The sequence below is a fragment of the Deinococcus betulae genome (genome assembly GCF_020166395.1).
GTDB lineage: Bacteria > Deinococcota > Deinococci > Deinococcales > Deinococcaceae > Deinococcus > Deinococcus betulae.
In genome coordinates, this window is the sequence record NZ_JAIQXU010000039.1 from 13,820 (window position 1) to 37,025 (window position 23,206).

General features: G+C 65.7%; 21 protein-coding genes. 6 read left to right on the plus strand and 15 right to left on the minus strand.

Annotated elements, in window-relative coordinates:
• Positions 1-74: 74 nt before the first annotated feature.
• The 4 genes from eno to K7W42_RS20605 all read right to left on the minus strand — a co-directional run bounded on the left by eno (position 75) and on the right by K7W42_RS20605 (position 5,366).
• On the minus strand, positions 75-1,343 hold the full coding sequence (gene eno / locus K7W42_RS20590; protein WP_224577066.1) for a phosphopyruvate hydratase: 1,269 nt from the start codon (positions 1,341-1,343) through the stop codon (positions 75-77).
• A gap of 137 nt (positions 1,344-1,480) precedes the next feature.
• Positions 1,481-2,563: a DNA polymerase III subunit beta gene (gene dnaN, locus K7W42_RS20595; RefSeq protein WP_157460997.1), complete on the minus strand. Its 1,083-nt coding sequence runs from the start codon at positions 2,561-2,563 to the stop codon at positions 1,481-1,483.
• Positions 2,564-2,923: 360 nt separating this feature from the next.
• Positions 2,924-4,303 (minus strand): chromosomal replication initiator protein DnaA, encoded by a 1,380-nt coding sequence (dnaA, locus tag K7W42_RS20600; RefSeq protein ID WP_369411409.1) that lies wholly within the window; start codon positions 4,301-4,303, stop codon positions 2,924-2,926.
• A gap of 91 nt (positions 4,304-4,394) precedes the next feature.
• Positions 4,395-5,366, minus strand: a complete 972-nt coding sequence (locus K7W42_RS20605; RefSeq protein ID WP_224577068.1) for an NAD-dependent epimerase/dehydratase family protein — start codon at positions 5,364-5,366, stop codon at positions 4,395-4,397.
• 35 nt (positions 5,367-5,401) lie between these two features.
• Here K7W42_RS20605 and K7W42_RS20610 point away from each other — a divergent pair, with 35 nt between their 5' ends.
• Positions 5,402-5,689, plus strand: a complete 288-nt coding sequence (locus K7W42_RS20610; protein WP_224577069.1) for a hypothetical protein — start codon at positions 5,402-5,404, stop codon at positions 5,687-5,689.
• Positions 5,690-5,858: 169 nt separating this feature from the next.
• On the opposite strand, the gene dprA is transcribed toward K7W42_RS20610, so the two are convergent.
• The 9 genes from dprA to K7W42_RS20655 form a co-directional block, all read right to left on the minus strand.
• A complete protein-coding gene (dprA, locus tag K7W42_RS20615; RefSeq protein ID WP_224577070.1) occupies positions 5,859-6,956 on the minus strand; it encodes a DNA-processing protein DprA in 1,098 nt (365 codons plus the stop codon).
• Positions 6,957-7,016: 60 nt separating this feature from the next.
• A complete protein-coding gene (locus tag K7W42_RS20620) occupies positions 7,017-8,339 on the minus strand; it encodes a sensor histidine kinase (RefSeq protein ID WP_224577088.1) in 1,323 nt (440 codons plus the stop codon).
• 70 nt (positions 8,340-8,409) lie between these two features.
• Positions 8,410-9,069 (minus strand): response regulator transcription factor, encoded by a 660-nt coding sequence (locus tag K7W42_RS20625; protein ID WP_157460993.1) that lies wholly within the window; start codon positions 9,067-9,069, stop codon positions 8,410-8,412.
• 115 nt (positions 9,070-9,184) lie between these two features.
• Positions 9,185-9,568: a hypothetical protein gene (locus K7W42_RS20630; RefSeq protein WP_224577071.1), complete on the minus strand. Its 384-nt coding sequence runs from the start codon at positions 9,566-9,568 to the stop codon at positions 9,185-9,187.
• A 204-nt stretch (positions 9,569-9,772) separates the two neighbouring features.
• Positions 9,773-11,323 (minus strand): dihydrolipoamide acetyltransferase family protein, encoded by a 1,551-nt coding sequence (locus K7W42_RS20635; protein ID WP_224577072.1) that lies wholly within the window; start codon positions 11,321-11,323, stop codon positions 9,773-9,775.
• A gap of 30 nt (positions 11,324-11,353) precedes the next feature.
• Complete coding sequence (locus K7W42_RS20640; protein WP_224577073.1) at positions 11,354-11,587, minus strand: hypothetical protein; 234 nt, start codon at positions 11,585-11,587, stop codon at positions 11,354-11,356.
• An 81-nt stretch (positions 11,588-11,668) separates the two neighbouring features.
• The gene (locus K7W42_RS20645) at positions 11,669-12,703 is read right to left on the minus strand and encodes an alpha-ketoacid dehydrogenase subunit beta (protein WP_224577075.1); all 1,035 of its coding nucleotides are present in this window, start codon (positions 12,701-12,703) and stop codon (positions 11,669-11,671) included.
• Positions 12,700-13,809, minus strand: a complete 1,110-nt coding sequence (locus K7W42_RS20650; protein WP_224577077.1) for a thiamine pyrophosphate-dependent dehydrogenase E1 component subunit alpha — start codon at positions 13,807-13,809, stop codon at positions 12,700-12,702. Before K7W42_RS20650 ends, K7W42_RS20645 begins: the two co-directional genes overlap by 4 nt.
• Positions 13,810-14,101: 292 nt before the next feature.
• Positions 14,102-15,706, minus strand: coding sequence for an aminotransferase class V-fold PLP-dependent enzyme (locus K7W42_RS20655; protein WP_224577078.1), 1,605 nt, complete (start codon positions 15,704-15,706; stop codon positions 14,102-14,104).
• Between the two features lie 100 nt (positions 15,707-15,806).
• Here K7W42_RS20655 and mnmG point away from each other — a divergent pair, with 100 nt between their 5' ends.
• The 5 genes from mnmG to K7W42_RS20680 all read left to right on the plus strand — a co-directional run bounded on the left by mnmG (position 15,807) and on the right by K7W42_RS20680 (position 20,380).
• Positions 15,807-17,612, plus strand: a complete 1,806-nt coding sequence (gene mnmG / locus K7W42_RS20660) for a tRNA uridine-5-carboxymethylaminomethyl(34) synthesis enzyme MnmG (RefSeq protein ID WP_224577079.1) — start codon at positions 15,807-15,809, stop codon at positions 17,610-17,612.
• A gap of 108 nt (positions 17,613-17,720) precedes the next feature.
• Entirely contained in the window at positions 17,721-18,041 is a 321-nt protein-coding gene (locus tag K7W42_RS20665) for a hypothetical protein (RefSeq protein ID WP_157460978.1), read from the plus strand.
• The gene (gene rsmG, locus K7W42_RS20670; RefSeq protein WP_224577080.1) at positions 18,038-18,775 is read left to right on the plus strand and encodes a 16S rRNA (guanine(527)-N(7))-methyltransferase RsmG; all 738 of its coding nucleotides are present in this window, start codon (positions 18,038-18,040) and stop codon (positions 18,773-18,775) included. The genes K7W42_RS20665 and rsmG overlap by 4 nt, the downstream gene beginning before the upstream one ends.
• 26 nt (positions 18,776-18,801) lie before the next feature.
• Positions 18,802-19,551 (plus strand): ParA family protein, encoded by a 750-nt coding sequence (locus K7W42_RS20675; protein ID WP_369411410.1) that lies wholly within the window; start codon positions 18,802-18,804, stop codon positions 19,549-19,551.
• Positions 19,535-20,380, plus strand: a complete 846-nt coding sequence (locus K7W42_RS20680) for a ParB/RepB/Spo0J family partition protein (RefSeq protein WP_224577082.1) — start codon at positions 19,535-19,537, stop codon at positions 20,378-20,380. Before K7W42_RS20675 ends, K7W42_RS20680 begins: the two co-directional genes overlap by 17 nt.
• A gap of 64 nt (positions 20,381-20,444) precedes the next feature.
• Here K7W42_RS20680 and K7W42_RS20685 read toward each other — a convergent pair whose 3' ends face one another.
• Both K7W42_RS20685 and K7W42_RS20690 read right to left on the minus strand, forming a co-directional pair.
• On the minus strand, positions 20,445-21,878 hold the full coding sequence (locus tag K7W42_RS20685; RefSeq protein WP_224577083.1) for a VanW family protein: 1,434 nt from the start codon (positions 21,876-21,878) through the stop codon (positions 20,445-20,447).
• A 283-nt stretch (positions 21,879-22,161) separates the two neighbouring features.
• The gene (locus K7W42_RS20690; RefSeq protein ID WP_224577084.1) at positions 22,162-23,160 is read right to left on the minus strand and encodes a YpdA family putative bacillithiol disulfide reductase; all 999 of its coding nucleotides are present in this window, start codon (positions 23,158-23,160) and stop codon (positions 22,162-22,164) included.
• Between the last annotated feature and the right edge of the window lie 46 nt (positions 23,161-23,206).

The following is a 23,206-nucleotide window of genomic DNA, read 5'->3' on the forward strand; positions in this document are numbered from 1 at the left end:
ATCTTGGAATCCTTTCCATCCGCTTTGAAAGAGGCGGGCGGCAGGGGCAATACCCCACCGCCCGGCCCGGTCGCTTAACGCAGCGCCTGGCGGCCTGGATACACGGCGCGGTCGCCCAGGCTGTCTTCAATGCGCAGCAGCTGGTTGTACTTCGCGATACGGTCCGAACGGCTAGCCGAGCCGGTTTTAATCTGCCCGGCGTTGGTGGCCACCGCCAGGTCGGCGATGAAGCTGTCTTCGGACTCGCCGCTGCGGTGCGAAATAACGGTGCCGTAGTGGTGGCGCTTGGCCAGCTCAATGGCGTCCATGCTCTCGGTCAGGCTGCCGATCTGGTTGACCTTAACCAGAATCGCGTTGCCCACCTTGCTGTCAATGCCGCGCTGCAATCTCTCGGGATTGGTCACGAACAGGTCGTCGCCCACCAGCTGCACGCGGTCCCCAATCTTGGCGGTCAGGGCCGCCCAGCCGTCCCAGTCGTCTTCGGCCAGGCCGTCCTCAATGCTGACAATCGGGTAACGGCTGGCCCAATCCGCCCAGAAATCCACCAGCTCGGCGGTGGACAGGATGCGCCCCTCGCTTTCGAGGTGGTACTGACCGTCCTTATACAGTTCGGTCACAGCGGGGTCCAGCGCAATGGCGATGTCTTTCCCCGGCTCGTACCCAGCCTTCTGAATGGCTTCGAGCAGCACGTCCAGCGCTTCTTCGTTGCTCTTGAGATCAGGCGCAAAGCCGCCTTCATCGCCCACGTTGGTGTTGTAGCCTTTGGCCGACAGCACTTTCTTCAGGGTGTGGAAGGTCTCGGCGCCGTAGCGCAGCGCTTCGCGGAAGCTCGGGGCCCCCACAGGCATGACCATAAATTCCTGAAAGTCCACCGAGTTATCGGCGTGCGCGCCCCCGTTGATGAGGTTCATCATGGGCACGGGCAGCGTCTTGGCGTTGCTGCCCCCCAGGTAACGGTACAGCGGCACATTCAGCTCAGCGGCGGCCGCGCGGGCGGTGGCCAGGCTGACGGCCAGAATGGCGTTGCCGCCCAGCTGGCCCTTGTTGGGGGTGCCGTCCACAGCCATCAGGGCGGCGTCGACAGCGGCCTGCTCGCTGGCGTCCAGGCCCACGACAGCCGGGCCCAGGGCTTCATTGACGTTCTTGACGGCCTGCTGAACACCTTTGCCCAGGTAGCGGCTGCCGCCGTCACGCAGTTCCAGCGCCTCATGGGTGCCGGTGCTGGCGCCGCTGGGCACGATGGCGCGGCCAAGAAGACCGCTGTCGAGGTGAACTTCGGCTTCCACGGTGGGGTTCCCGCGAGAGTCCAGCACTTCACGGGCCAACACTTTCTGAATCTTCATCCCTGTCTTCCTCCCCGAATTGTCCTTTCGCGCGGCGAAAGGTGTACCGCAGACACTATAAGCGTGGGTGCTCCTGACACGGTAAACCCGGTCTAACGTTCAAGCCTCATGGCCCCGCGCCGGCCCTGGGTGGCCCCTTAGACGCGCAGCGTGACCATGACAGCCATGTACCCCCCGCCGCCTGCCGCGCGGAAGATAGCAGGGCTGGTGGAGCCAGAGAACAGCAACTCCGCCTCTCCCTCAATGGGCCCCAGGGCGTCCAGCACGTGCCGGGCGTTAAAAGCCAGGCTCATGGCCGGCTCGGTGCCGCCCTGCACCACGTCCAGGGTGTCCTGTGCGCGGCCGTAGTCACCTTCGGCGGCCAGGCGCAGCTTGCCTTCAGACACCAGAAATTCCACCCGGTTGTTGGCGTTTTTGTCGGCCAGAACCGCCACCCGGTTGACCGCCTCTTTGAGTGCCGTGGCTGGCAGAGTGACCTGTAACTTAATTTCCTTGGGAATCACGCGCTCGTAATCGGGAAAGTCGCCGTCCAGCAGCTTGAGGTTCATCCGCACGCGGTCGGTGGTCACACTCAGCTGCCCGTCGCCGTAAGTAAAGCGGGCCTCACCATCCCTGAGCACGCGAATCAGTTCATCTACGCTGCGCGCCGGAATAATCAAGTTGCGCCCGTCGCCGCTGGCAGGAAAGTCGCGGATGGCCACCCGGTAACCGTCGGAAGCCACAACCCGCGCGCCGTCCGGACGGTGTTCGAGTTTGATACCCCGGAACACGGCCTGAAAGGCCTCATTGCTGGCGGCGTAACGCACACTGGCAAAAGCGCGGGCCAGTTCACTGGCATCCAGGCTTAGGTCAGCCTGGGTAGGGAAGCTCAGCGGCGGATACGCCTCGGTGTCGCCGGTCTGCAACTTGAAATCCGAGCCGCCAGCCCGCACCGAGAGTTCCTGCCCATTTAGTTCCAGCTCGACCAGCTCACCACCTAGATTCCGGACAATCTGGGCGAACAAGTGAGCGGGGACCACAAAGTTCTGCGGCTTCTGCACCTCTGCGGGCACAAAGCAGGACAGGTCAATTTCGAGGTTGGTGCCGCTGAGGGTCAGGCCAGCCTCACTGGCCTCGACTTTCAGGGACGTCAGCAGAGGGTTGCTGTTGCGGCTGGGGATGACCCGTTCAAGAAGGCCCAGGCCTTCGCTCAAGATTTTTTTGGTGACGTTGACGTTCATGCCTTGCCTCTCTGTCTGGTCTCTATCTTTTACCTGTTTTTAAACTTAAAAAAGATAGTAGTAGTAGTAATAGGGCCTGTGGAAACTGTGGATAAGTGGGTTAGAGTCCCGCCAGGCGCGGAAACAGCCTGTGGATAAAAATGTGGATAAGTGGCACTTCCCTGTGGATATCCTGTGGATAAAGTCGGGAGTTATCCACATGTGGAAAACCAGCATCAGTTATCCACAACTTTATCCACAGAAAAAACGGGGTTATCCACAGCTTATCCACAGGGTTATCCACAGCTTGTGAAACTACGCACACCGTTTTGGAACGGATTTTGGAACTTAATTCGGTCGGGGCTAAATAGAAGGCAATCATTATGCCTGAATGTCCTTGTCGTCCGTGCCCTGCATCCGGCGTCTCAGGAAGTCCACCGAAGCGGTCAAATCCGAATCCTTACCCAGCGCTTCTGTCACCTTGCTGATGGCATGCATGACGGTGGAATGGTCACGGCCGAAAAACTGACCGATTTCGGGCAGCGAGTGGTCAGTCAGCTCGCGGATCAGGTACTGGGCCACCTGCCGGGCCAGCACCACCTCGCGCACCCGGCCTGCGCCCCGAATGACATCGGAGGGCATGTTGTAGTGGGCGGCCACCTGACGCAAGACGTCCATCATCTCGACCTTGACTTCCTGCGGCGCAAAGACATTGCTCAGGGCCTTGGCCGCCACGGCGCGGGAAAAGGCCACGTTATTCAGGCTGGAAAACGCCACCACACGCATCAAGGCGCCTTCCAGCTCACGGATGTTGCTTGTGACCTGCCGGGCAATCAGTTCCAGCACTTCCTGAGGAATGTCGATGCGGTTGTGTTCGGCGTTCATCTTGAGGATCGCCACGCGCGTCTCGAACTCTGGAGACTGAATATCGGTAATGAGGCCCCATTCAAAGCGGCTGCGCAGCCGGCCTTCGAGCGTCTGAATGTCTTTGGGTGGCCGGTCAGAACTGAGGATGATCTGCTTGTGGTTCTCGTAGAGCGCGTTGAAGGTATGGAAAAACTCCTCCTGCGTGCGCTCTTTGCCCGCCAGAAACTGAATATCGTCCACCAGCAGCAGGTCCACCGAGCGGTAGCGGTTGCGAAACTGGGTCATCCGGTCTTCGCGGATGGCGTTAATCAGGTCGTTGGTAAACGATTCGGTCGAGACATACTCGATGCGCTTGCCGGGAAAGCGCTCGGTCATGTAATGCCCAACCGCATGCATAAGGTGGGTTTTGCCCAGGCCCACGTCCCCATAGATAAACAGAGGATTGTAGGCCTTGCCCGGCGACTCGGCGACGGCTAGCGCCGCGGCGTGGGCGAGGTTGTTGTTGGGCCCCACCACGAAATTTTCGAAGGTGTATTTGGGGTTCAGCACTTTGCGGTTTTCGGTCAGGGCCGGCACACTGGGCGCCGCGCGGCCCACGGGTGCAGGCGGCGGCGGTGGTGGGTCGGTCGGCAGCAGCAGGGCGTCCTGTGCGGCGGGCAGCACCTGAAAGCTGACCTGCGGATTCTGTGCGCCCAGCGAGCGAAGGGCATCTTCCAGCAGTTCGAGGTAGTGCTTGCGAAACCACTCCTGTGCAAACGAGTTGCGCACCCCCAGCACCAGCGAGCCTTCCTGAACGCCCAGATTTTTCACCGGGGCAAACCACGTATGGTATTCAACCTCTGAAATATTCTTGCGAACGTACTCCAGCACGTCCGTCCAGATTTCCTGCGAGATAAGCCGCACCTCCCTTCAGAGCAGTCCTTAACGCGGGGGCCAGCATACCACCCGGTTCTCACTGTTCTCGGGTCAAGAGAAAGAGGGGATGTCAGGCCGGGTTTTCTCTCCTGCCGGCCAGCACCTCTGCCTCCCGCTCAGGCGTCAAGACGTAAGACAGGTGGGCATGCTGACTCCACTCTCGGGTGTCCCGTACGGTTACCGCTGGGTCTGTCAGGGTCAGGCCCGCCGCCTGTGCCCGCTCGGCGCTGATGTCCATCAGGCCGCCATATTCGCTGCTGTCCGGAATGTAGAGAGGCAATTCCTGAAAGCCCAGCCCTTGTGCCTCTAGTACGGCCTCATCCAGCCAGACCGGCTGCGCAATGCCCAGTACGCGGGCGAACTCGGCCCAGGTCAGGCGCGGGCCGGCCAGATTGAAGACGCTGCCCACGCCTGCTTCGACGGCTTTCACCGCAAAGCGGGCGAGGTCGCGGGCATCAATGACCTGCACATGGTCTTGCCCGGTGCCAGGCAGCAGGGTCTCCCCTCCCCTGCTGGCGCGGTCCGGCCAGTACGGGTAACGGGCGGTGTGGTCATACGGCCCGGCCACGATTTGTGGGCGGAAGATGGTAGCCCGGTCGCCGTAGACCTCCTGCACAATGCCCTCACAGGTCACCTTGAGGGGGCCGTAGGTTTCGTTGGTCACATCGGTGATGTCCTCGGCGGCGGGTGGGAATAGGGGGGCGCTCTCACGCACTGGATGCCCGGCGGGCGTGGCATACACGCTGGCGGTGCTGATAAAGAGGTAGCGGCCCACCCGGCCCCGCAGCGCCTCGGCACTGGCCCGTACCTGCCGGGGCGTATAGCCGCTGACATCCACGCAGGCGGCCCAGGTGCGGGCGGCCAGGGCTTCCAGACCTGCGGGCCCCTGGCTGCGGTCGCCGCGCAGCCGCTCGACTTCGGCGGGCAGGTCATCGGCGCTCTGGCCGCGCGTCAGCACGGTGACGCGGTGCCCCGCCGCCAGAAAAGCCAGCACGATATGCCGCCCCACGAACTTGGTGCCGCCCAGAACCAGAATGTCCATGCCTCTATCCTGTCACCTATGGCAGGCCAACAGAGATGAAGGTCCGGTTTACACCGGGGCGCGTGCGGGTCCGGCTGGACGACTTGGAACTGGCGGCTCTGGTCAGGAGTGAGGCGCTGAGCGTGGCCGTGGCCTGGCCGGGTGGCGGATGGACTCTGACCTTGAACCCGCAGGCGGAGGGCCTGCAAGGTGAGGGCGGTGGGCTGGTGGTGGGGCTGCGTTCCCGCTTGCCCACACTGCTTGACCCAGTAGAAGAAGGCGTGACCCTGCCAGGACCGCCGCGTGTGGTGATTGAAAAGGACTTCGGCCCACAACATCTGTAATCCGGGCTCGGATCAAACCGTTTTTGCAAAAGATTGAATCCGAGCCAACTCGCACAGCTCTAGAAGGCAGTTCCTCAAATCCGTAGGAGAGCGACAAGGAAAACCGCAGCGGACGGACGGAGTTGGTGAATCGGTTCTATTCCACTTTACTGGCGATACAGACGGAAGCCTAACGCCGAACCCAGCGGCCTCCGGTTTCTTCCACCAGCCCCAGCAGTTGCAGCATGACCAGCGCCGTCTGAAGTTCGGCCAGCGGCAGCCCAGTCTGGCCTTGAAGGTCGTCCAGGGTCACCGGTCCACGCAGCGCCGCCAGCACGCGCGTCTGCTCTGGGGGCAGGTCGGGGAGTGGCTGAACGGGCACGCGCCCCCAGCCCAGTTCCTGCAGGATGTCGTGCGCGCTCTCGGTCAGGACGGCGCCGTCACGCAGGAGCTGATGAGGGCCAGCGGCCCTGGGGTCCCCGGCGCGGCCCGGCACCGCAAACACCGTGCGCCCACATTCCAGCGCGTGGGTGGCGGTAATCAGAGACCCCGATTTGCGCTCGCCTTCTACGACCACCGTGCCGGCCGACAAGGCCGCGATCAGGCGGTTGCGAATTGGAAAAAGGTGCTGCGCCGGACCAGTGCCCAGCGGCGATTCGCTCAACAGGGTCAGGCGACTGGCCAGGGCCTTGTTCTCGCTGGGGTAAATCACGTCCACCGCGCTGCCCAGGACGCCGATGCTCACGCCGCCTGCCTCCACCGCCGCGCCGTGGGCGGCCGTGTCAATGCCCCGGGCCAATCCACTGACCACCACCACGCCCGCGCGGGCCAGGTCGGCGGCCAGCATCCGGGTAAAGGCGGCGCCGTGTGGACTGGCCGCCCGGGTGCCCACGATCCCGATGGCGCGCGGCACCGTGGGGAGTGCTGGTAGCTCGCCTTTCACCCATAGGACGGCCGGCGGGTCACTCAGGGCGTCCAGCGCGGGCGGGTAACCTGGCAGGCCCCGGTACAGCAGGGTGACGCCCACCTCGGCGGCCCTGGTCTGCTCGGCGCGGGCCAGGGCCTCGGCTTTAGGGTCGCCAATGGCCGCCACGCTTCGGGAGTCCAGGCCCGGCACCTCGCGCAACGCGGCCCGCGTGGCCCTCAGGGCCGCCGCCGCTCCTCCGAAATGTTGCCGGAGCGCCTCAATGCGCCGTGGTCCCACCTGCGGCGTCAAGCGCAGAATCAGCAGGGCCAGCGCTTCGTCAGGCGGTGAGGTCGGCGGGTCAAACAGAGAGGCGCTGGTCACCCGGTCAGCATACGGGGCGGGGCCGGCGGCTCAGGCCGCAGATGCCGCCAGACAGGACCTCTAGTCGTCCTCGTCGCCCAGCGCCGCGCCCGGAATGGTCAGGGTAAACACAGCGCCGCCCTGCGGGCTGTTGGTTCCGCTCAGGTCTCCACCGTGCATGCGGGCAATCTGGCGCGACACGCTGAGGCCCAGGCCGCTGCTGCCCGCGCCGCTGACAAAGGGTTCAAAGATTTGCTCGCCCAGTTCAGGCGGGAGCCCAGGGCCGCTGTCCTGTACGGTAAACGTAACCTGCTCGGACGTTTCGGCCAGCGTGATGGTCACGGTTCCTTCTGGCCCGGCAGCGCGCCGCCCGTTAGCCAGGAGGTTGCGCAGCGCCTGGGTCAGCCGGTCGGGGTCACACAGAATGCCGCCCGCCCAGTTCCCCAGAAACTGCGTGCCCGGCACCAGCCGGTCCAGGCGCCCTTGCAGGGTACGCGCCGGGATGTAGTGCCAGGCCAGTTTCAGTTCCAGTTGACCGCGCGCCAGCTGCATCAGGTCCTGGGTGGTAAAGGTCAGCTCGTCGGCCACCAGGGCGGCGCGGGCCACCTCGGCGTCGCCGGTGCGGTCTTCGGCGCGCTTCAGGCTGGCTTTCAGGACGGTCAGTGGTGCGCCTAGCTCATGCACAATCTGGCCCAGCAACTGCTTCTCGCGGGCCTGCCCAGCCTCAATGCGGACCAGCAGGCGGTTGATGGCCGCCAGCAGGCGGTGCACCTCGTCCTCCCTAGCAGGCAGCGGCAGAGGGCTCAGGCTGTGGGTGGGGTCAATGCGGTCTGCGAGGTTGGCCGCCGCTTCCAGGCCGGTCAGCGCCTGCCGCCCCACCCACCACCCGGTCAGCAGCAGCACTGCGGGGGCGACAATCAGGGCCAGGAGGAGGGCACTCAGGGCGCTCTGGCGGGCGGCCAGCAGGTCGTCTTCGGGCAGACCCACCCAGAGGGTGCCGTAGTCGCCGGCCTTGCGCTTGACCGCGCGCACAGTCGTGTTCTGAACGGGGACGCGGGCCAGGTCGCCAAACACGTAGCCGGTGTCCTGATAGTCGCGCAGCGCCGGGCTGGCGTAGGTGACCTGCCCGGCCGGGTTCACCACCAGGGTGTAGGCTCCAGCTCCCCCGGCGCTGCTGCCCAGGCCCCCCCCGGTGTTGGTAAAGGCCCCGGCCAGCGTGTCGGCCCGCTCGTTCAGGCGGTCCACAAACTGCCGCTCCATGCTGCCCAGCAGCAGCAGGACCACGCCCAGGGTCATCAGCGCAATCAGGGCCAGGGCCAGCGCGCTGTAGGTCAGGGCCAGCCGAAAGCGCAGCGAGTGGCGCCAGGCCACCCGCGCCGAATACAGCCCGGCGCCGGGCGTCAGCCGCGCGGCCCGGGGCGTTCCTGGGGGAAACGCTGCGGGCCGCGCAGGGGAAGGCGCAGAGTCAGGCACGCTAGGCCTGCAGCACGTAACCGACGTTGCGAATGGTGCGGATGCGCAGGTCGCTGTCCGCGTGTTCCAGCTTCTTGCGCAGCTGCGAGATGCGGACCTCCACCGAGTTGCTGTTGGGCGTTTCCCAGCCGTACAGATGCGACTCTATGTCCGCGCGCGAGAACACCCGCTCGGGCGTGCGCATCATCAGCTCCAGAATGCGCGCCTCATGTTCAGTGAGGTTCACGTTCTTGTCGTTCACCGTCATCAGCAGCGAACTGGTGCTGAGGCTGGTGTTGCCCAGATTGACGCCCGTGCCTGCTGCCGTGCGGCGCAGCAAGGCCGTGATGCGGGCATCCAGTTCCGGCATCGCAAAGGGCTTGGTCAGGTAGTCGTCGGCGCCCGCATTGAGGCCCGCCACCCGCTCTTGCACCCCGCTGCGTGCTGACAGAACCAGCACGGGTGTACTGGAATACTGACGCAGCGCCTGCACCAGGTCCAGGCCGTCGCCGTCGGGCAGGTTGAGATCCAGCAGAATCAGCTGGGCGGTGTGGGTCCCCAGCCACGCCTGCGCGTCTTTCAGGGTGGCGGCGTGCTGCACCTGATAGTCGGCCGACAGGTACTCCTTGAGCAGCGGCCCCAGGTGCGGGTCGTCTTCAACAATCAGAATCTGAGCCAGCATGTTTCTCCTTCAGCGCCGCATTCGGGCGCCCCTGTCCTGAGATGGTAACGCGCGGCACGGAGCCTGACCTTTAAGAAATCTGTGGAGGGTGGGCTGCCTCCCGCGCCCGGAGCGCCTACTTATTGCCCGAATTGCGCAGGCCCGGCAGGCTGAGACTCTGTCCAGCGGGCTGCACGCCCAGCGACAGCTTGAACCCCGAGAGCAGGCGGCTTAGCGACTGACCACCTTCCAGGGTCAGTTGCCCATCCTCCAGGGTGCCCACATAGCGGCTTTTCAGGGCCGACAGCCCGCCGCGCGTCCGTTCCTCCTCGGTGGGCGCAAACAGCACGACCACCGGACCGCTGTAATCGGTCACCAGGCGGAGGGTCACGCGCCCGCCGCTGCTCTCGCCGTCGCCCAGCTTGGTCAGCAGGTCGCGGTCCCAGACGATCAGTTTCAGAGCGCTGGCGGGCGTGGCCAGCACCAGCAGGGTCAGCAGGGCAAGGATGAATCGGGGCATAGGAATCAGGTGCAGCTCCAAAGAGAGGGGAAGGGCGGTGGCAAAAGGCCACAGGGGCCTGTGACTGTCCAGAGTACCGCGCAGGGCTGACGGTTTCCTGAAGTGCAGGACACAGTGGGACACAAATGAACGCTCGGTCAGATCATGATAAAGGCAGACTGGGAGGGGCGCCAGTCTGCCGGAAGATTGAGCGGGGTACTGGATTTACATCGCTTCGAGCATCAGCCGGTCGGGATTTTCCAGCAGGCGGATGACTTCTTTGCAAAAGCGCGCGGCCTCGGCGCCGTCCACCAGGCGGTGGTCGAACGACAGGCTGAGGTACATCATGTGAGCCACTACGATCTCGTCGTATTCATTGACGATGGGCCGCTTCACGATGGAGTGAACTCCCAGGATGGCGGCGTCGGGCACGTTGATGATGGGGAACGAGAACAGCGCGCCAATCGAGCCGATGTTCGTGATGGAAAAGGTGCTGCCCGCCAGCTCATCGGCCTGCAACTTCCCGGCCTGCGCGCGGCCGGCCAGGTCGGTCACTTCGCGGGCGAGATCAAAGACGCTCTTGTGGTTCACGTCTTTGATGACAGGCACCGTCAGGCCGGCGTCGGTGGCGACCGCCATGCCGAGGTTGTAGTAGCGCTTCTGCACGATTTCCTGGGTGGCCTCGTCGAAAGAGGTGTTCAGGCTGGGGAATTTGCGCAGGGCCACGGTGACGGCCTTGAAGATAAAGGGCAGGTACGACAGCTTGACCCCGGAAGCCGCCGCTTCGTCCTTGACGCGGGCGCGGAATTCGACCAGTTTGGTCAGGTTCACCTCGTCCACCGTCAGGGTGCGCACGGTGTAGAGGTGGCTGGCCTGCATCTGGGTGCTGATGGCCCGGCGCATGCCACGCAGGGGCACGCGGTCTTCCAGGGCCTCGTAGCCCTTGGGCGTGCGGTACTGCACGGGGGCAACGGGCAGGCCGCTCGCGCCGGCTTTGGCGGCCTGAGCCGGCGCGCTCTGGGCTGGGGCGTTCTGAGACGGCGCCGCCTGAGCGGAAGCGGCCTGCTCGCGGTGGGCCAGCACGTCCGGCACGCGGATGCGGCCATTGGGGCCGCTGCCCTGTACCTGGGCCAGGTCCAGGCCCAGTTCGCGGGCCAGTTGCCGCGCGGCGGGAACCGCCAGCACCCGGCCGTCGGCGCGGCCGGCGGGGGCCGGTTCGCGGTTCAGGATGCTGCCGACGCCGCCCGTGTAGGTGCCCGGCGCGCCGCTGCCCGCCAGGTTCTCGCCGGCGCGGTTGGTCAGGCCCTGCACCTGAATCTTCTCGTCCGAAGCAAAGGCCTTGAAGAGACTGGTGGAGTCGTCGTCGGCGCCCTTTTTCATGTGGCCGGCTTCCACGATGCTGCCGCCCTCGCTGGCTGCTCCGCCCACCTGCTCACGTTCTTCCTGGGCCTGGGGGGGCAGAGCGCTGCCGGGCGCGGCGGGGCTGCCCGCGCTCGCCTGAATCGCCTGGGTGGGCGTGGGGGCCGCTGCACTGGCGCTGCCGCCCTCGTCAATCAGGGCAATGGCGGCGTGAACGGCGACCACATCGCCCTCGCCGGCCAGGCGCTTGCTCAGCACGCCGGCCACAGGACTAGGCAGTTCGACCGTCACCTTGTCGGTCATGACTTCGCACAGGGGCTGTTCCAGGACGATGGTGTCGCCTTCTTGGACCAGCCACTTGAGAATTTCGCCTTCGACCACGCTTTCGGCCAGTTCGGGCAGCAGGACTTCTTTCATGGAATACCTCGTTGGTTGGAGAGAAACGGTTTAGCGCAGCACGAAAACGCGCAGCAGGCCGTAAATCAGCAGCAGGGCGCCCAGCACCTGAATCCAGCGCTCGCCGCGCGCATACACCCAGGCGCTCAGCCCCAGCAGGGCGAACAAGCCGCCGATGGCGGCGCTCTGCCAGGGTTCGGCCAAGCGACCTGTCAGGGCGTATAGGCTAAACCCGATCAGTAGGCCCAGAGTGCCCAGCAGCGGGCGCAGGAGGTCAGGACGCATCAGGCCACAGCTTAGCGAGATTCTGCCGGGGCCCGTTTGGTACCTGTACCGCGCCGCTGGACACCTCTGCGTGCCGGCACGTCAGTAGGTCAGCGCCTTCACGCAGGCCGCCACAATCCGGTTGGGGCCGGGCAGATACACCTTGTCCTGCACGTAGGGATAAGGTGTATCGAAACCGGCGACCTGGCCGACGGGTGCGGTGAGCACGTCAAAGGCCTGCTCCTGAATGACGTAGGCGACCTCGCCCATGAAGTTGCTGATGCGCGGCGCCTCGCTGACCAGCACGGCCCGGCCCGTCTTGTGGACGCTGGTCAGCACGCGGTCGCGGTCCCAGGGCACCAGCGAGCGCAGGTCGATGACCTCCACGCTCACGCCTTCGGCGGCCAGCGCGTCGGCGGCGCGTTCCAGGTCAGGCATGACGCCGCCGTAGCCGATGAGCGACAGGTCGGTGCCCTCCCGGCGCACCGCCGCCTCGCCCAGCTTGACCACGTAGTCGTGGTTGGGGACCTCGCCCTTGGCGGCGCGGTACAGCCGCTTGGGCTCAAAGTAGATGACTGGGTCTTCACCGCGCAGCGCGGCTTTCAGCAGGCCCTTGGCGTCGTAGGGCGTGCTGGGCATGACGACCTTGAGGCCCGGCGTGTGGGTGTAGTAGCTTTCCGGGCTCTGGCTGTGGTGGTGCCCGCCCTTCACGCCGCCGCCTGAGGGCGTGCGGATCACCATCGGAGCTGTGAACTGGCCCGCGCTGCGGTAACGGATCTTGGCGGCCTGAGAAATGATCTGGTCGAAGCCGGGGCCCATGTAGTCAGCAAACTGAATCTCGGCAATGGGACGCAGGCCGCGCACGGCCATGCCCACGGCGGCGCCCACGATGCTGGCTTCGCTCAGGGGCGTGTCAAACACGCGGTTCTTGCCAAACTGCGCCTGCAGGCCAGCGGTCGCCATGAAGACGCCGCCGCGCGCCCCCACGTCCTCGCCGAACAGCACCACGCGGCTGTCACGTTCCATTTCTTCGGCAATCGCTTCGGTGACAGCCTGAATCAGGTTGATGGTGCGGGTCTCGGTCACAGCGCTCTCTCCTGCCCCGGTCTGGTCTGCTCTGTCCTGGGTGGCGGTCATGCCTGGCCTCCGGTCTGTTCAGCGCGGAGGAAGGCTTCTTGCTGCCGCAGGTGGTCGGGCAGGTCGGCGTAGACGTCTTCAAAGACAATGCGCCAGTCGGGCTGGCCGGTGGCCTCGGCCCGCAGGACCTGCTCATCCACCTCGCGGTGCGTTCGGGCGATCAGCTCGGCGCGTTCCTCGGCGCTGATGGGATGGCCCAGATGCTCCAGCAGTTTTTCCACGCGGGTGATCGGGTCACGGCCCAGCCACTCCTCGACTTCTTCACGGGTGCGGTAATGCTTCTCGGCGTCCGCGTCGGCGTTGGAGTGAGAGCCCACGCGGTAGGTGAGGCACTCCACAAGCGCGGGGCCGCCGCCCCCACGAATTTGCTCGGCGACCTGGGTCAGCACCTCCATGACAGCCACGATGTCGTTGCCGTCCACGTAGTAGCCGGGCATCCCGTAAGCTTTGGCCTTGATGTGGATGGTCTCGCTGGCTGTCTGTTCACGGATAGAGGTGCTGATGGCCCACTGGTTGTTCTCGCACACGAACAGCGCGGGGGCCTGAGCGGCGCCCGCCATGTTGAGGCCCGAATGCCAGTCGCCTTCGCTGGTGGCGCCGTCGCCGAAGGTGCAGACCGTAATCTCGTCCACGCCCAGATACTTCTGAGCCATCGCGTTGCCCGCCGCTGGGGGCACCTGCGAGGCGATGGAGCTGGAGATAGACACGAAGTTTTGCGCCTGTGCGGCAAAGTGGTGGGGCATCTGACGGCCGCGGCAGGTGTCGGAGTTGGTCCCCAGGCACTGGCTGATCAGCTCGTACATAGGGACGCCCATCGCCAGCCCCAGGGTGTGGTCGCGGTAGTAGGGCCACACCCAGTCGTGGCCCACGCGGATAGAACGCGCCAGGCCCACCTGGGTGGCTTCCATGCCGCTGGACTGGGCGTAGAAGGTGGTGCGGCCCTGGCGCAGCAGGGTAATCAGCTTGCGGTCGAACTCGCGCGCCTGAATCATCAGGGCGTGCAACTCGCGCAGCAGTTCGGGGGTAAACCGTGCGGGCAGCGGCTGCACCGGGGTGCCGTCTTCCGCGACGTAGCGAATCGGTTCGGGGGTGAACGGTTGAATCATGGGCTTCGGCCTCCTGGCTTTCGCGGCAGGGGGCCGAAGCGGCGCTGACGGCCCCCACCGTGGTCAAATCTGTCTAGCAAACGCTCGTTAGGCATTTTAGACCGTTTGGTGAGGAAAGGGGTCACGCCTGTCCAAAGTGTGGCGCTGAGGTGAGGGGGATGCTCACGGCGGCTGCCAGTTAGGGGTGAAAGCACCTGTTAGCGTTGCACTTCTGCTGCTGTGTGGTGTGTGCACTCATTTCATTCGGCCTGGCGCACGCCCCTTCAACGGCTCTGGGTCCCGCTGTCAGGGCCTAATGCACGAAGAAGACGAGGTCAGCTGGCACCTGAGGCGGCACCGGTCTCCCCTCCCCCAGCGGCGCCAGCGAAGCGGCCAGCGTGTGCGCCTGCGCCAGATAGGCGGCGTAGGGCACGGGGCCAGCCTCCTGGCGGGGCCGCTCGGCGCCGAACAGGTCCAGCGGCGCTGTATCGGCCGGGTGGGTCCAGGCCCCACTCATCCAGTCAAAGTCGTAGAGGGCCACGAAGCGCTCGCCGTACTCAGCCACAAATTCCACGGCGTCCAGCAGAAATGCCACCTCTTCATCGGTGGCCCACGGGGCGAGGTTCAGGCGGGTCCAGCCGGGCTTAACGCCGTCCACATGGTTAAGCGCGCACTGGAAGTAGCGCTCGCTCGTCTGGTCATCCACCCGCAGCAGGGCGTGGCCGTAGGGGCCAGCGCAGGCGCAGCCGCCGCGCGCCTGAATGCCGAACAGGTCGTTCAGCAGGCGAACCACCAGGCGGGGGTGCAACTGCCCGCCGCCGCTGCTCGTAAAGGTCAGGAACGACAGGAAAGCCAGGCGGGGGGCGTCCAGGTTGCCCAGCAGGCGCAGCCGGGGGTTGGAGCGCAGGCGGGCCAGTGCGAGGGCGTACAGGTCATGTTCCCGGTCCATCAGGGCCCGCGTGCCCAGATTCTCCTTGACCTTGAAGGCCAGGGCCGTGCGAATCTTGCCCAGGATGGCGGGGGTGCCAGCGTCCTCCCGCGCCTCAATGTCGTCTACATAAATCTGCCGGGTGCGGCTGACAAAGCTCACGGTGCCGCCGCCCGCCGTACTGGGGACCGTCAGGCGGTACAGCTCTTGCCGGAAACACAGCAGCCCTGGTGTGCCGGGCCCGCCCACGAACTTATGCGGGCTCAGGAAGACAGCGTCGTAGCCGTCGGGTTGTCCCGGCTTCATGTCAATGGGGACATACGGCGCGCTGGCGGCAAAGTCGAAGAAGGCATAGGCCCCATGCGCGTGCAGAATGCGGGCCACCGACCGGGTGTCCGTGAGCAGCCCCGTGACGTTGCTGGCGGCGCTGAACGAGCCGATCTTGGGCCGCCCGGCGTACTGGGGCTGCTTCAGGGCCCTGACCAGGGCGTCCAGGTCGAGATTCCCCTTTTCGCACAGAGGAATCTCGACCACCTCGGCCAGGGTTTCGCGCCAGCTGATGTCGTTGCTGTGGTGCTCGTAAGGCCCCACGAACACCACCGGGCGCCCGCTGGTGGGTAAGCCGGCCAGTAGAGCCTCCCGGTGATGGGCGCCCACCGCCAGCCCCAGGATGTCCTGCATGCGCCGTACCGCTGCGGTGCTGCCCGAACCGCAGAACACCAGCTTGCAGGTCTGATCGCCGCCGAGCTGCCCTTTGACATACTCGGCGGCCTGATGGGTCAGGTGGGTGGAATGTGCGCCGGTGGCGCTGTCTTCGGTGTGGGTGTTGGCATACAGCGGCAGGGCCAAAGAGGCCACCCGGTCTTCCACACTCCGCAGTGCCCGGCCCGAGGCCACGTAGTCGGCGTAGGTGACGCGGCGCTCGCCGTAGGGGGTGCGGATGACGGTGCCTTCCCCGATCAGGTCGGCGCGCAGCGCGGCGAAGTCCATGCCCCATCTTAGGCACCCGGTCACTGTGGCAACAACGCCCCCGACCAGCAATGTGGATCACGCTGGGGCTGGCCGGTGGGGTCTACACTGGCCGGTTGAGATGAGCGGCTGGAATGTCCTGATCATAGGTGGTGGGCACGCGGGCTTGGAAGCGGCGTGGGCCGCTGCAAAGTTCTCGCGGGTGGCGCTGCTGATTGGCAACCCGGCCACGGTGGGGCGCATGCCCTGCAACCCGGCGGTGGGAGGCCCCGGCAAGAGTCAGCTGGTGTTTGAGGTGCAGGCGATGGGCGGCCTGATGGGCCGTCTGGCCGATGAAACGGCCATTCACACCCGCGTCTTGAATGCCAGTAAGGGGCCAGCGGTGCAGTCGCTGCGGGTGCAAAACGAGCGCGACGCCTATGCCGAGCGTGCCCAGGACGTGATTTTTGGGCACCCCAATATCGAGATTGTGCGGGGCGAAGCCGCCGACTTGGAGAGCGACGGCCGGGGCGGCTGGCTGGTCGTGACCACCGACGGGCGCCGCCTGCCCGCCCGCTCGGTGGTGGTGGCGGCTGGGACGTTCATGCGCGGCGTGACATGGTATGGCCGTCAGTCACGCGCCGAGGGGCGGCAGGGCGAGCCGCCCTCGCGTTTCCTCTCCGCGCCACTGGCCCGCGCGGGGCATGTGCTCAAGCGCTACAAGACTGGCACGCCGCCCCGTGTGCGCGCCGACGCGGTGGACTTTGCGGCCCTGCTGGAGATTCCAGCGGACCCGCAGCCGCGCGGCTTTACCGGCACGCCCGGCCCCCGCGCCGCCGAGTCACCCACCTGGCAGACCCACACCACCCCCGAAACCCACCGCCTGATTCACGAGAACCTCCACGAGTCGCCCATGTTTGCCGGTGACATTGAGGGCCTGGGGCCGCGCTACTGCCCCAGCATTGAGGACAAGGTGGTGCGGTTTGCCCACCATGACCGCCACCTGCTGTTCGTGGAGCCGGATGGGGTGCAGACCAGCGAGGTCTACCTCCAGGGGTTTAGCTCGTCACTGCCGCCGCACCTGCAAGACGCGCTCGTGCGGACCCTCCCCGGTTTTGAGCAGGCGGTGATTCAGCGTTACGCCTACGCGGTGGAATACGACGTGGTGGACTCGCTGGAACTGACGCTCAACCTGGAATCCAAGCTGATGCCCGGCGTGTTTGCGGCAGGCCAGATCAACGGCACCAGCGGCTATGAGGAGGCCGCCGCCCAGGGCCTGATTGCGGGCACGGCGGCGGCCCGCCGCGCCTTAGGCGAGCCCGAACGGTTCGTGACCCGAGAGACCGGTTACCTGGGTGTGCTGCTGGACGAATTGGTCTTCAAGGGCAGCAACGAGCCGTACCGCATGATGACCAGCCGGGTCGAACACCGCCTGCTGGTGCGTCAGGACAATGCGGATGAGCGGATGACGCCCCTGGCCCATGAGCTGGGGCTGGTAGACGGCGCCGAGCTGGCCCGAGTAGAGGAGAAATACGCGCGGGTGGCCGCCGGGGTGGCCGCGCTGGAAACCCAGCGGGTTCAGGGGCAAACTGGGGACGCCTGGTTGCGCCGACCCGAATTCTCGCTGGCCGATGTGGAAGCCCTGGGCCTCGCCCTGCCTGCTCTGTCACCTGCTGAACGGGAAGCCGTCGAGATTCGAGTGAAATATGCCGGCTACATTCGCCGGGCTGAGGTGCAGCTGCGCTCTGAGGACCGCTCACGAGATCTCAGCCTCGTGGGGGTGGACTTCGCTGCGATTCAGGCCCTCTCCAACGAAGCGCGCGAAAAGCTGGGCCGCGCCCAGCCGCGCACCGTGGAGCAGGCCAGCCGCATTTCTGGGGTCCGTCATGCTGACATCAGTGCGTTGCTGGTGCACTTAAAGCAGCAAGGTGTTTCACGGGAAATCTGACCGTGAAACAAGAAGCAGGCGGCGAGAAGGGCCACCGCCTGCCGGCCGTCTCTTGACCCCCATCACGTTTCACGGGAAACTTGACGGTGAAACAAGAGGGGGCAAGACTTGGCAACATTTGAACAGGGCCTGCTGCTGGGCATTTTGATCGGCGAGGGGCACTTCGGTGGAGACGGCAAGCAGCCGCAGGTCACCCTGCGCATGCACACCCGTCACCAGAAATTGTTTGAAACCCTGCTGCGCCTCTGCCCTGGCTCGAAGCTGTACGGGCCGTATGACCACGGAGGTCGGCGCTATTTTCAGTGGATGGCGCGCGGGGCCGTGCTGCGCGACACCCTGCTGCCGCTGCTGGACGCCCTCCCCCTGGAGACCATTGATGATCACGTGTACGAGAGGTATCAGGATATGAAAACCAGGTATGGCCTGTGACGCCTGAAGGCGAGGCCCTGCTGCGCCAGGGGGCTGATGAGCTGAATGTAACGCTGGACGACGCCCGGCAGGCGCAGTTTGCCGCCCTGCTGACGCTGCTTCAGGAAGCCAACACGAAGGTCAACCTGACCGCCTTGAAAACAGAGACCGACATTATCCTCAAGCATTTCGTGGATTCCCTGAGTTGCCTGCGCGGCGGCCATCTGGAGGGCGCTGGGCGGGTGCTGGACCTTGGTACGGGGGCTGGCTTTCCAGCCCTGCCGCTGGCCATCATGCGGCCAGACACGATTTTTCTTCCCCTGGATTCCATCCGTAAAAAGATTGATTTCGTGCGGGGCGCCGCCGAGGCGCTGGGCCTGGGCAACGTGCAGCCGCAGGTAGGCCGCGCCGAGACCCTGGGCCGCGACCCCGCCCACCGCGACACGTACGACCGTGTGGTGTGCCGGGCCGTGGCGGCGCTGCCCGTGCTGGCCGAGCTGGCCCTGCCCCTGCTGCGCCCAGGCGGCCTGCTGGTCGCCCAGAAAGGGCCTATTGCCGAAGATGAGCTGGAGGCTGGCGGCCGCGCGGCCACAGAGTTGGGAGGCCGCATGACCAAGGTAGACGCCTTCGCTCTGCCGGTGCTCGGCGACGCCCGGACCCTTGTGGTGGTCGAGAAGGTTGGTCCGTCCCCCAGCAAATACCCCAGACGCGAAGGCGTACCGGCCTCGCAGCCGCTATTCTGGACGGCACGGTGAATGGCATGACACAGGAGAGGGGCGCGGTGCGGGTGCTGGGCATCGTGAATCAGAAGGGAGGGGTGGGCAAGACCACCACCGCCGTGAACCTCGGGGCCTATCTGGCCGCCGGGGGCAAGCGGGTGCTTCTGCTGGACATGGACCCCCAGGGCAACGCCACGAGTGGCCTGGGCCAGCGCGGCGCAGCAGCCGGACTGTACGAGGCGCTGGGCGAGCCTGCTCGCGCTGCCGACTACACCGTGGAAACCAGCCAGCCGGGCCTCTTCCTGCTGCCCGCCACGCCGGACCTGGCCGGAGCGGGGGTGGAACTGGCCGAGGACCCCGACGCCCTGAGCCGCCTGCTGGCGTCTATTCAGGGGTACGACGTGGTGCTGGTGGACGCGCCGCCCAGCCTGGGGCCGCTGACGGTCAATGTGCTGGCGGCGGCCGACGCGCTGCTGATTCCCTTGCAGGCCGAGTATTACGCCCTGGAGGGCCTGGCAGGTCTGGTGGAAACCGTGGAGCGGGTGCAGGGCGGCCTGAATCCCCGTCTGAAGGTGCTGGGCGTGGTGCTGACCATGTTTGACGGCCGCACCAACCTCTCGCAGGAAGTCGAGAGCATGGTGCGCCAGCACTTTGGAGAGCTGGTGTTCTGGTCGGTGGTGCCGCGCAATGTGCGCCTGTCCGAAGCGCCCAGCTTTGCCAAGCCGATTAACGCCTTTGCGCCGCTGTCGGCCGGGGCCGCCGCCTACAAGCGCCTGAGTGAGGAGGTGATGCAGCGTGTCGAAAAAATCTAGCCTGGGCCGTGGCCTGGACGCCCTGCTGGGCAAACCGGTCCCCGAGCAGAAAGACGCGGCGCCCACTGTGCAGACCCTGCCCACCGACCGAATTGTGCAGGCGGCCTACCAGCCCCGGCAGGTCTTTGCCCCAGAAGCGCTGGCCGAGCTGGCCCAGAGCATCCGCGACAAGGGCGTGCTGCAACCCCTCCTGGTGCGCCCGCGCGACGACCACTTCGAAATTGTGGCGGGCGAACGCCGCTGGCGGGCCAGTCAGCTGGCCGGGTTGACCGAGCTGCCCGTCATCATCCGGGACCTGGGGGACCGCGAGGCGCTGGAAATCGCCATCGTGGAGAACCTGCAGCGCGAGGACCTGGGCCCACTGGAAGAGGCGCGGGCCTATCAGGCGCTTCAGGGGCAGGGCCTGAACCAGGAAAGCGTGGCGCAGGCGGTCGGCAAGAGCCGCAGCGCGGTGTCCAATGCGCTGCGGCTGCTGACCCTGCCGGAAGCGGCCCTGCGCGCACTGGACGCCGGCCACATCAGCGCCGGGCACGCCCGCGCGATTCTGGCCCAGCCGGAGAACGACCGGCCCTGGGCGCTGGAGCAGATCACGGCGCGCAGTCTCAGCGTGCGGGACGCCGAGGCCCTGAAGCGCGAAGCCCGCGTTCAGACCCCAGTCAAGGTGAATCCGCCGCGCGCCTTCCGGCAGCTGGAACTGGACCTTAGCCGCCGCACCGGCACCCGCGTGCGCATCACTGGCGAGGATAAAGGGAAGGTTGAACTCAGTTACGGCTCCCGCGAGGAATTAGACCGGGTGCTGGACCTGCTGGGGTACGCTGCCGAGGACTAGGGAGGGTTAGACCAGAAGGGGGGCAGCGCCGTTCATGGCCTGCCCCCCTGGGTTTGTCCCGCTTTTAGCGCGTGCCTATCAGGTAGATGTTCGGCCAAGGGCGGTAGGTGCTTTTCAGGGTGTCCTGTTTGAACACCTTGCCGCCGCGCACAAACTTGCGTGTGACCTCAATGACGGCGCCCGGCGCCGCCCAGTCCACCTGCTGGCGCTGCCCGGCCGGCAGGCTGCTGTCTTTGATCAGGCGGTCGGCCGGAGAGGGCGTGGTGCTCAGGGTGCGCGGCGCCTCTATCTGAACATCGAAGGTCCGCGCCTTGCCAAACACGCTTACCACCAGGCGGGCTTCCTCATCATTCCAGTCGCTCTGGAACCACAGGGCTCCGCCCGTGTCATTGGCAAACTTGAGGTCCAGGCTGGGCTGGTAGATGGTGGCGTCAAGGCCCTGCGGATCGTAGTAGTGTACCTGATAGGAGTGGTTCTGGCGCTGCACCACCGGCAGGCCTGCGCTGTAGAGGGTGCGGAAGACCGTCGTGCTGACCTGACAGATGCCGCCGCCCACGCCGTTGGCAGTGCGCTCTCCTGCAATCACCAGGCCCGTGACAAAGCCGCTGCGGGTGTTGATGGGGCCGACCAGCTGGTTAAACGAAATGGTCTTGCCGTCAAACAGGACATCTTTAAAGCGGCTGGCCCCCACATGGATGTTGGTCACACGGGCGTCGCTGGAGCCGTAGTAATTGGTCTCGCCCGTGCCCAGGTGCGCTGTGATGCCGCGCGACAGGAAATAACTCAGCGTCCGTTTGGGCGCCGTCTGAGCCCCGAGCGCCACGTTCACCTTGATGCCCTTGGGGTCTTTTAGGGCGGCCAGGAGGCTGGCGCGCGTCTTGTCGAGATTGACCTGGAGGCCGTTGCGCTGCACCACCGCCCAGCCGTCCCACAGTTCCTCAAACCGGGCGTCCTGCGGCGTGGTGGGGAGTGCCTTCAGGAAGGTCTGTAGATCGGCGTCCAGGCTCTGGGTGATTTCGCCCCGCTGGCGCAGCAGCGCGACCCGCTTGCCCGGAATGGTCAGCGTGCGGGTGAAGGGCACCGTGGTTTTCTTGCCGGCCACCACGGCTGGCCACTGCGCGCTGACCGTGATCAGCAGCGGCGCCGTGATCTTGGCGGGCGTTGTGGTGACCGTGGGGGTGGGGGCCTCCGGCGCTGGGATGGGCGCTGGCGCGGTGGGCTCGGGAACTGTCGGCTCGGTTACGGGGGGCGTCGGCGCTGGATCAGTGACGGGCGGGTCCGTAACCGGGGGGGCCGTGACGGGCGGCTCCTCGGGGGGAGCCGGGGTGGGGGGACTCACCGGGGCAGGCGGTGGGGGCACGGCTGGAATGCCGGGCACCGTCTGCGCAGGAGGGGCCGGAGACGGCGAAACAGGCGGAGTGGTCTGGGCAGGGGCACTGGGCGCCGCCGCCAGCAGCAGGGCGCTCAGCAGCCACGCGCGCCGGGTCAGGGGTGACATGGCGCAAAGTATTTCACGGGCAGCGCTGGCGTCCATGAAGGGGCGTCTTCACTGATCGAGATTCCGGTCAAGCCCAGAATATGTGGCGGGCTGAGCCCGACTGGAAGGCCTCGCAGAGCTGCGCAGTAGAGAAGGAGAAAAGATGGAGTGCCGGGAAGTGGAGCCGCCGGCGCTTTCCTGGACTTTGCGAACAAGGACGGTGATGCAAGAGGGGAGAAGCAGGGGCAAAAGAGGAGGGAGGCCGAGCCCGAATCAGGGCTCCGCCTCTCTGCGCCAGCCGCCGTTAAGGCGTGGCCAGTTCGCGCGCCGACAGCTGCCGGGCAATTTCTTCGACCGCAGCGACGGCGTGGTGCCGCCCGTTTTCGATAAACACCTGATTGGTCTTGCCCGCAAAGCCCGCACTGCCCGCCACGAACAGGCCCGGCACGCTGCTCTGGTAATGCTCGTCCAGCACCAGGCACTCGTCGGGGTGCTGACTGAGGCCCAGGCCTGACAGAAACGAGAGGTCGGGACGGTAGCCGGTCAGGGCGAAGGTAAAGTGCGTTGGCAGATTCCAGGTGGTGCCGTCCTCCCGCTGCACCGTGACGTGGTCAGGGTGAATCTCGACCACCCGCGAGTCAAAGTGCGCCGCGATGCTGCCTTCCTTGATGCGGTTTTCCAGGTCAGGGCGCACCCAGTATTTGATGGTGGATTTCAGCTCGGGGGCACGCACCACCATGGTCACCTGGGCGCCGCCGCGCCACAGGTCCAGCGCCGCGTCGGCCGCGCTGTTGCCTGCGCCGATGACTGTCACGTTCAGGCCCAGAAAGGGGTGCGCCTCGGTGTAGTAGTGGCTGACATTCTCGCTGTCCTCGCCGGGAATGCCTATAACGTGCGGGTTGTCGTAGTACCCGGTCGCCACCACCACGCGCCGCGCTTCGACCACGCCGGGGGTGCCGTCGCGTTTCTCGACGGCCAGCGTGAACCCCGCTGGGGCCGCATGCAGCTGCGTGACCTCGGTGTACTGCTCCACATTCAGGGCCTCGCGTTGCGTCACCAGGCGGTAGTACATCAGCGCGTCGCGGCGGTCAGGCTTGTCGTGACCCGTGACCATCGGGTGATTGCCGATTTCCAGTTCCGGCGCGGTGGTGAAAAAGGTCATGTAGGTGGGGTACTCGAAAATTGCGTTGACCACACAGCCTTTTTCCAGCACCACATAGCTCAGGCCCGCACGCTTGCAGGCAATCGCGGCGGCCAGGCCCACCGGCCCCGCTCCGACAATGGCGACGTCTACCAGACTCATGCCCGGCATTGTGCCAGCCTGAACCCCCTTACGACTGAGGGAGAGG

Coding starts and splice junctions, on each gene's coding strand:
- eno (WP_224577066.1), bottom strand. CDS start 1,343: ATGAAGATTCAGAAAGTGTTGGCCCGTGAAGTGCTGGACTCTCGCGGG.
- K7W42_RS20640 (WP_224577073.1), bottom strand. CDS start 11,587: ATGCGTCCTGACCTCCTGCGCCCGCTGCTGGGCACTCTGGGCCTACTG.
- K7W42_RS20690 (WP_224577084.1), bottom strand. CDS start 23,160: ATGAGTCTGGTAGACGTCGCCATTGTCGGAGCGGGGCCGGTGGGCCTG.
- K7W42_RS20655 (WP_224577078.1), bottom strand. CDS start 15,706: ATGGACTTCGCCGCGCTGCGCGCCGACCTGATCGGGGAAGGCACCGTC.
- K7W42_RS20635 (WP_224577072.1), bottom strand. CDS start 11,323: ATGAAAGAAGTCCTGCTGCCCGAACTGGCCGAAAGCGTGGTCGAAGGC.
- K7W42_RS20605 (WP_224577068.1), bottom strand. CDS start 5,366: ATGGACATTCTGGTTCTGGGCGGCACCAAGTTCGTGGGGCGGCATATC.
- K7W42_RS20645 (WP_224577075.1), bottom strand. CDS start 12,703: ATGACCGCCACCCAGGACAGAGCAGACCAGACCGGGGCAGGAGAGAGC.
- dnaN (WP_157460997.1), bottom strand. CDS start 2,563: ATGAACGTCAACGTCACCAAAAAAATCTTGAGCGAAGGCCTGGGCCTT.
- K7W42_RS20625 (WP_157460993.1), bottom strand. CDS start 9,069: ATGCTGGCTCAGATTCTGATTGTTGAAGACGACCCGCACCTGGGGCCG.
- mnmG (WP_224577079.1), top strand. CDS start 15,807: ATGAGCGGCTGGAATGTCCTGATCATAGGTGGTGGGCACGCGGGCTTG.
- K7W42_RS20610 (WP_224577069.1), top strand. CDS start 5,402: ATGAAGGTCCGGTTTACACCGGGGCGCGTGCGGGTCCGGCTGGACGAC.
- K7W42_RS20650 (WP_224577077.1), bottom strand. CDS start 13,809: ATGATTCAACCGTTCACCCCCGAACCGATTCGCTACGTCGCGGAAGAC.
- K7W42_RS20685 (WP_224577083.1), bottom strand. CDS start 21,878: ATGTCACCCCTGACCCGGCGCGCGTGGCTGCTGAGCGCCCTGCTGCTG.
- K7W42_RS20630 (WP_224577071.1), bottom strand. CDS start 9,568: ATGCCCCGATTCATCCTTGCCCTGCTGACCCTGCTGGTGCTGGCCACG.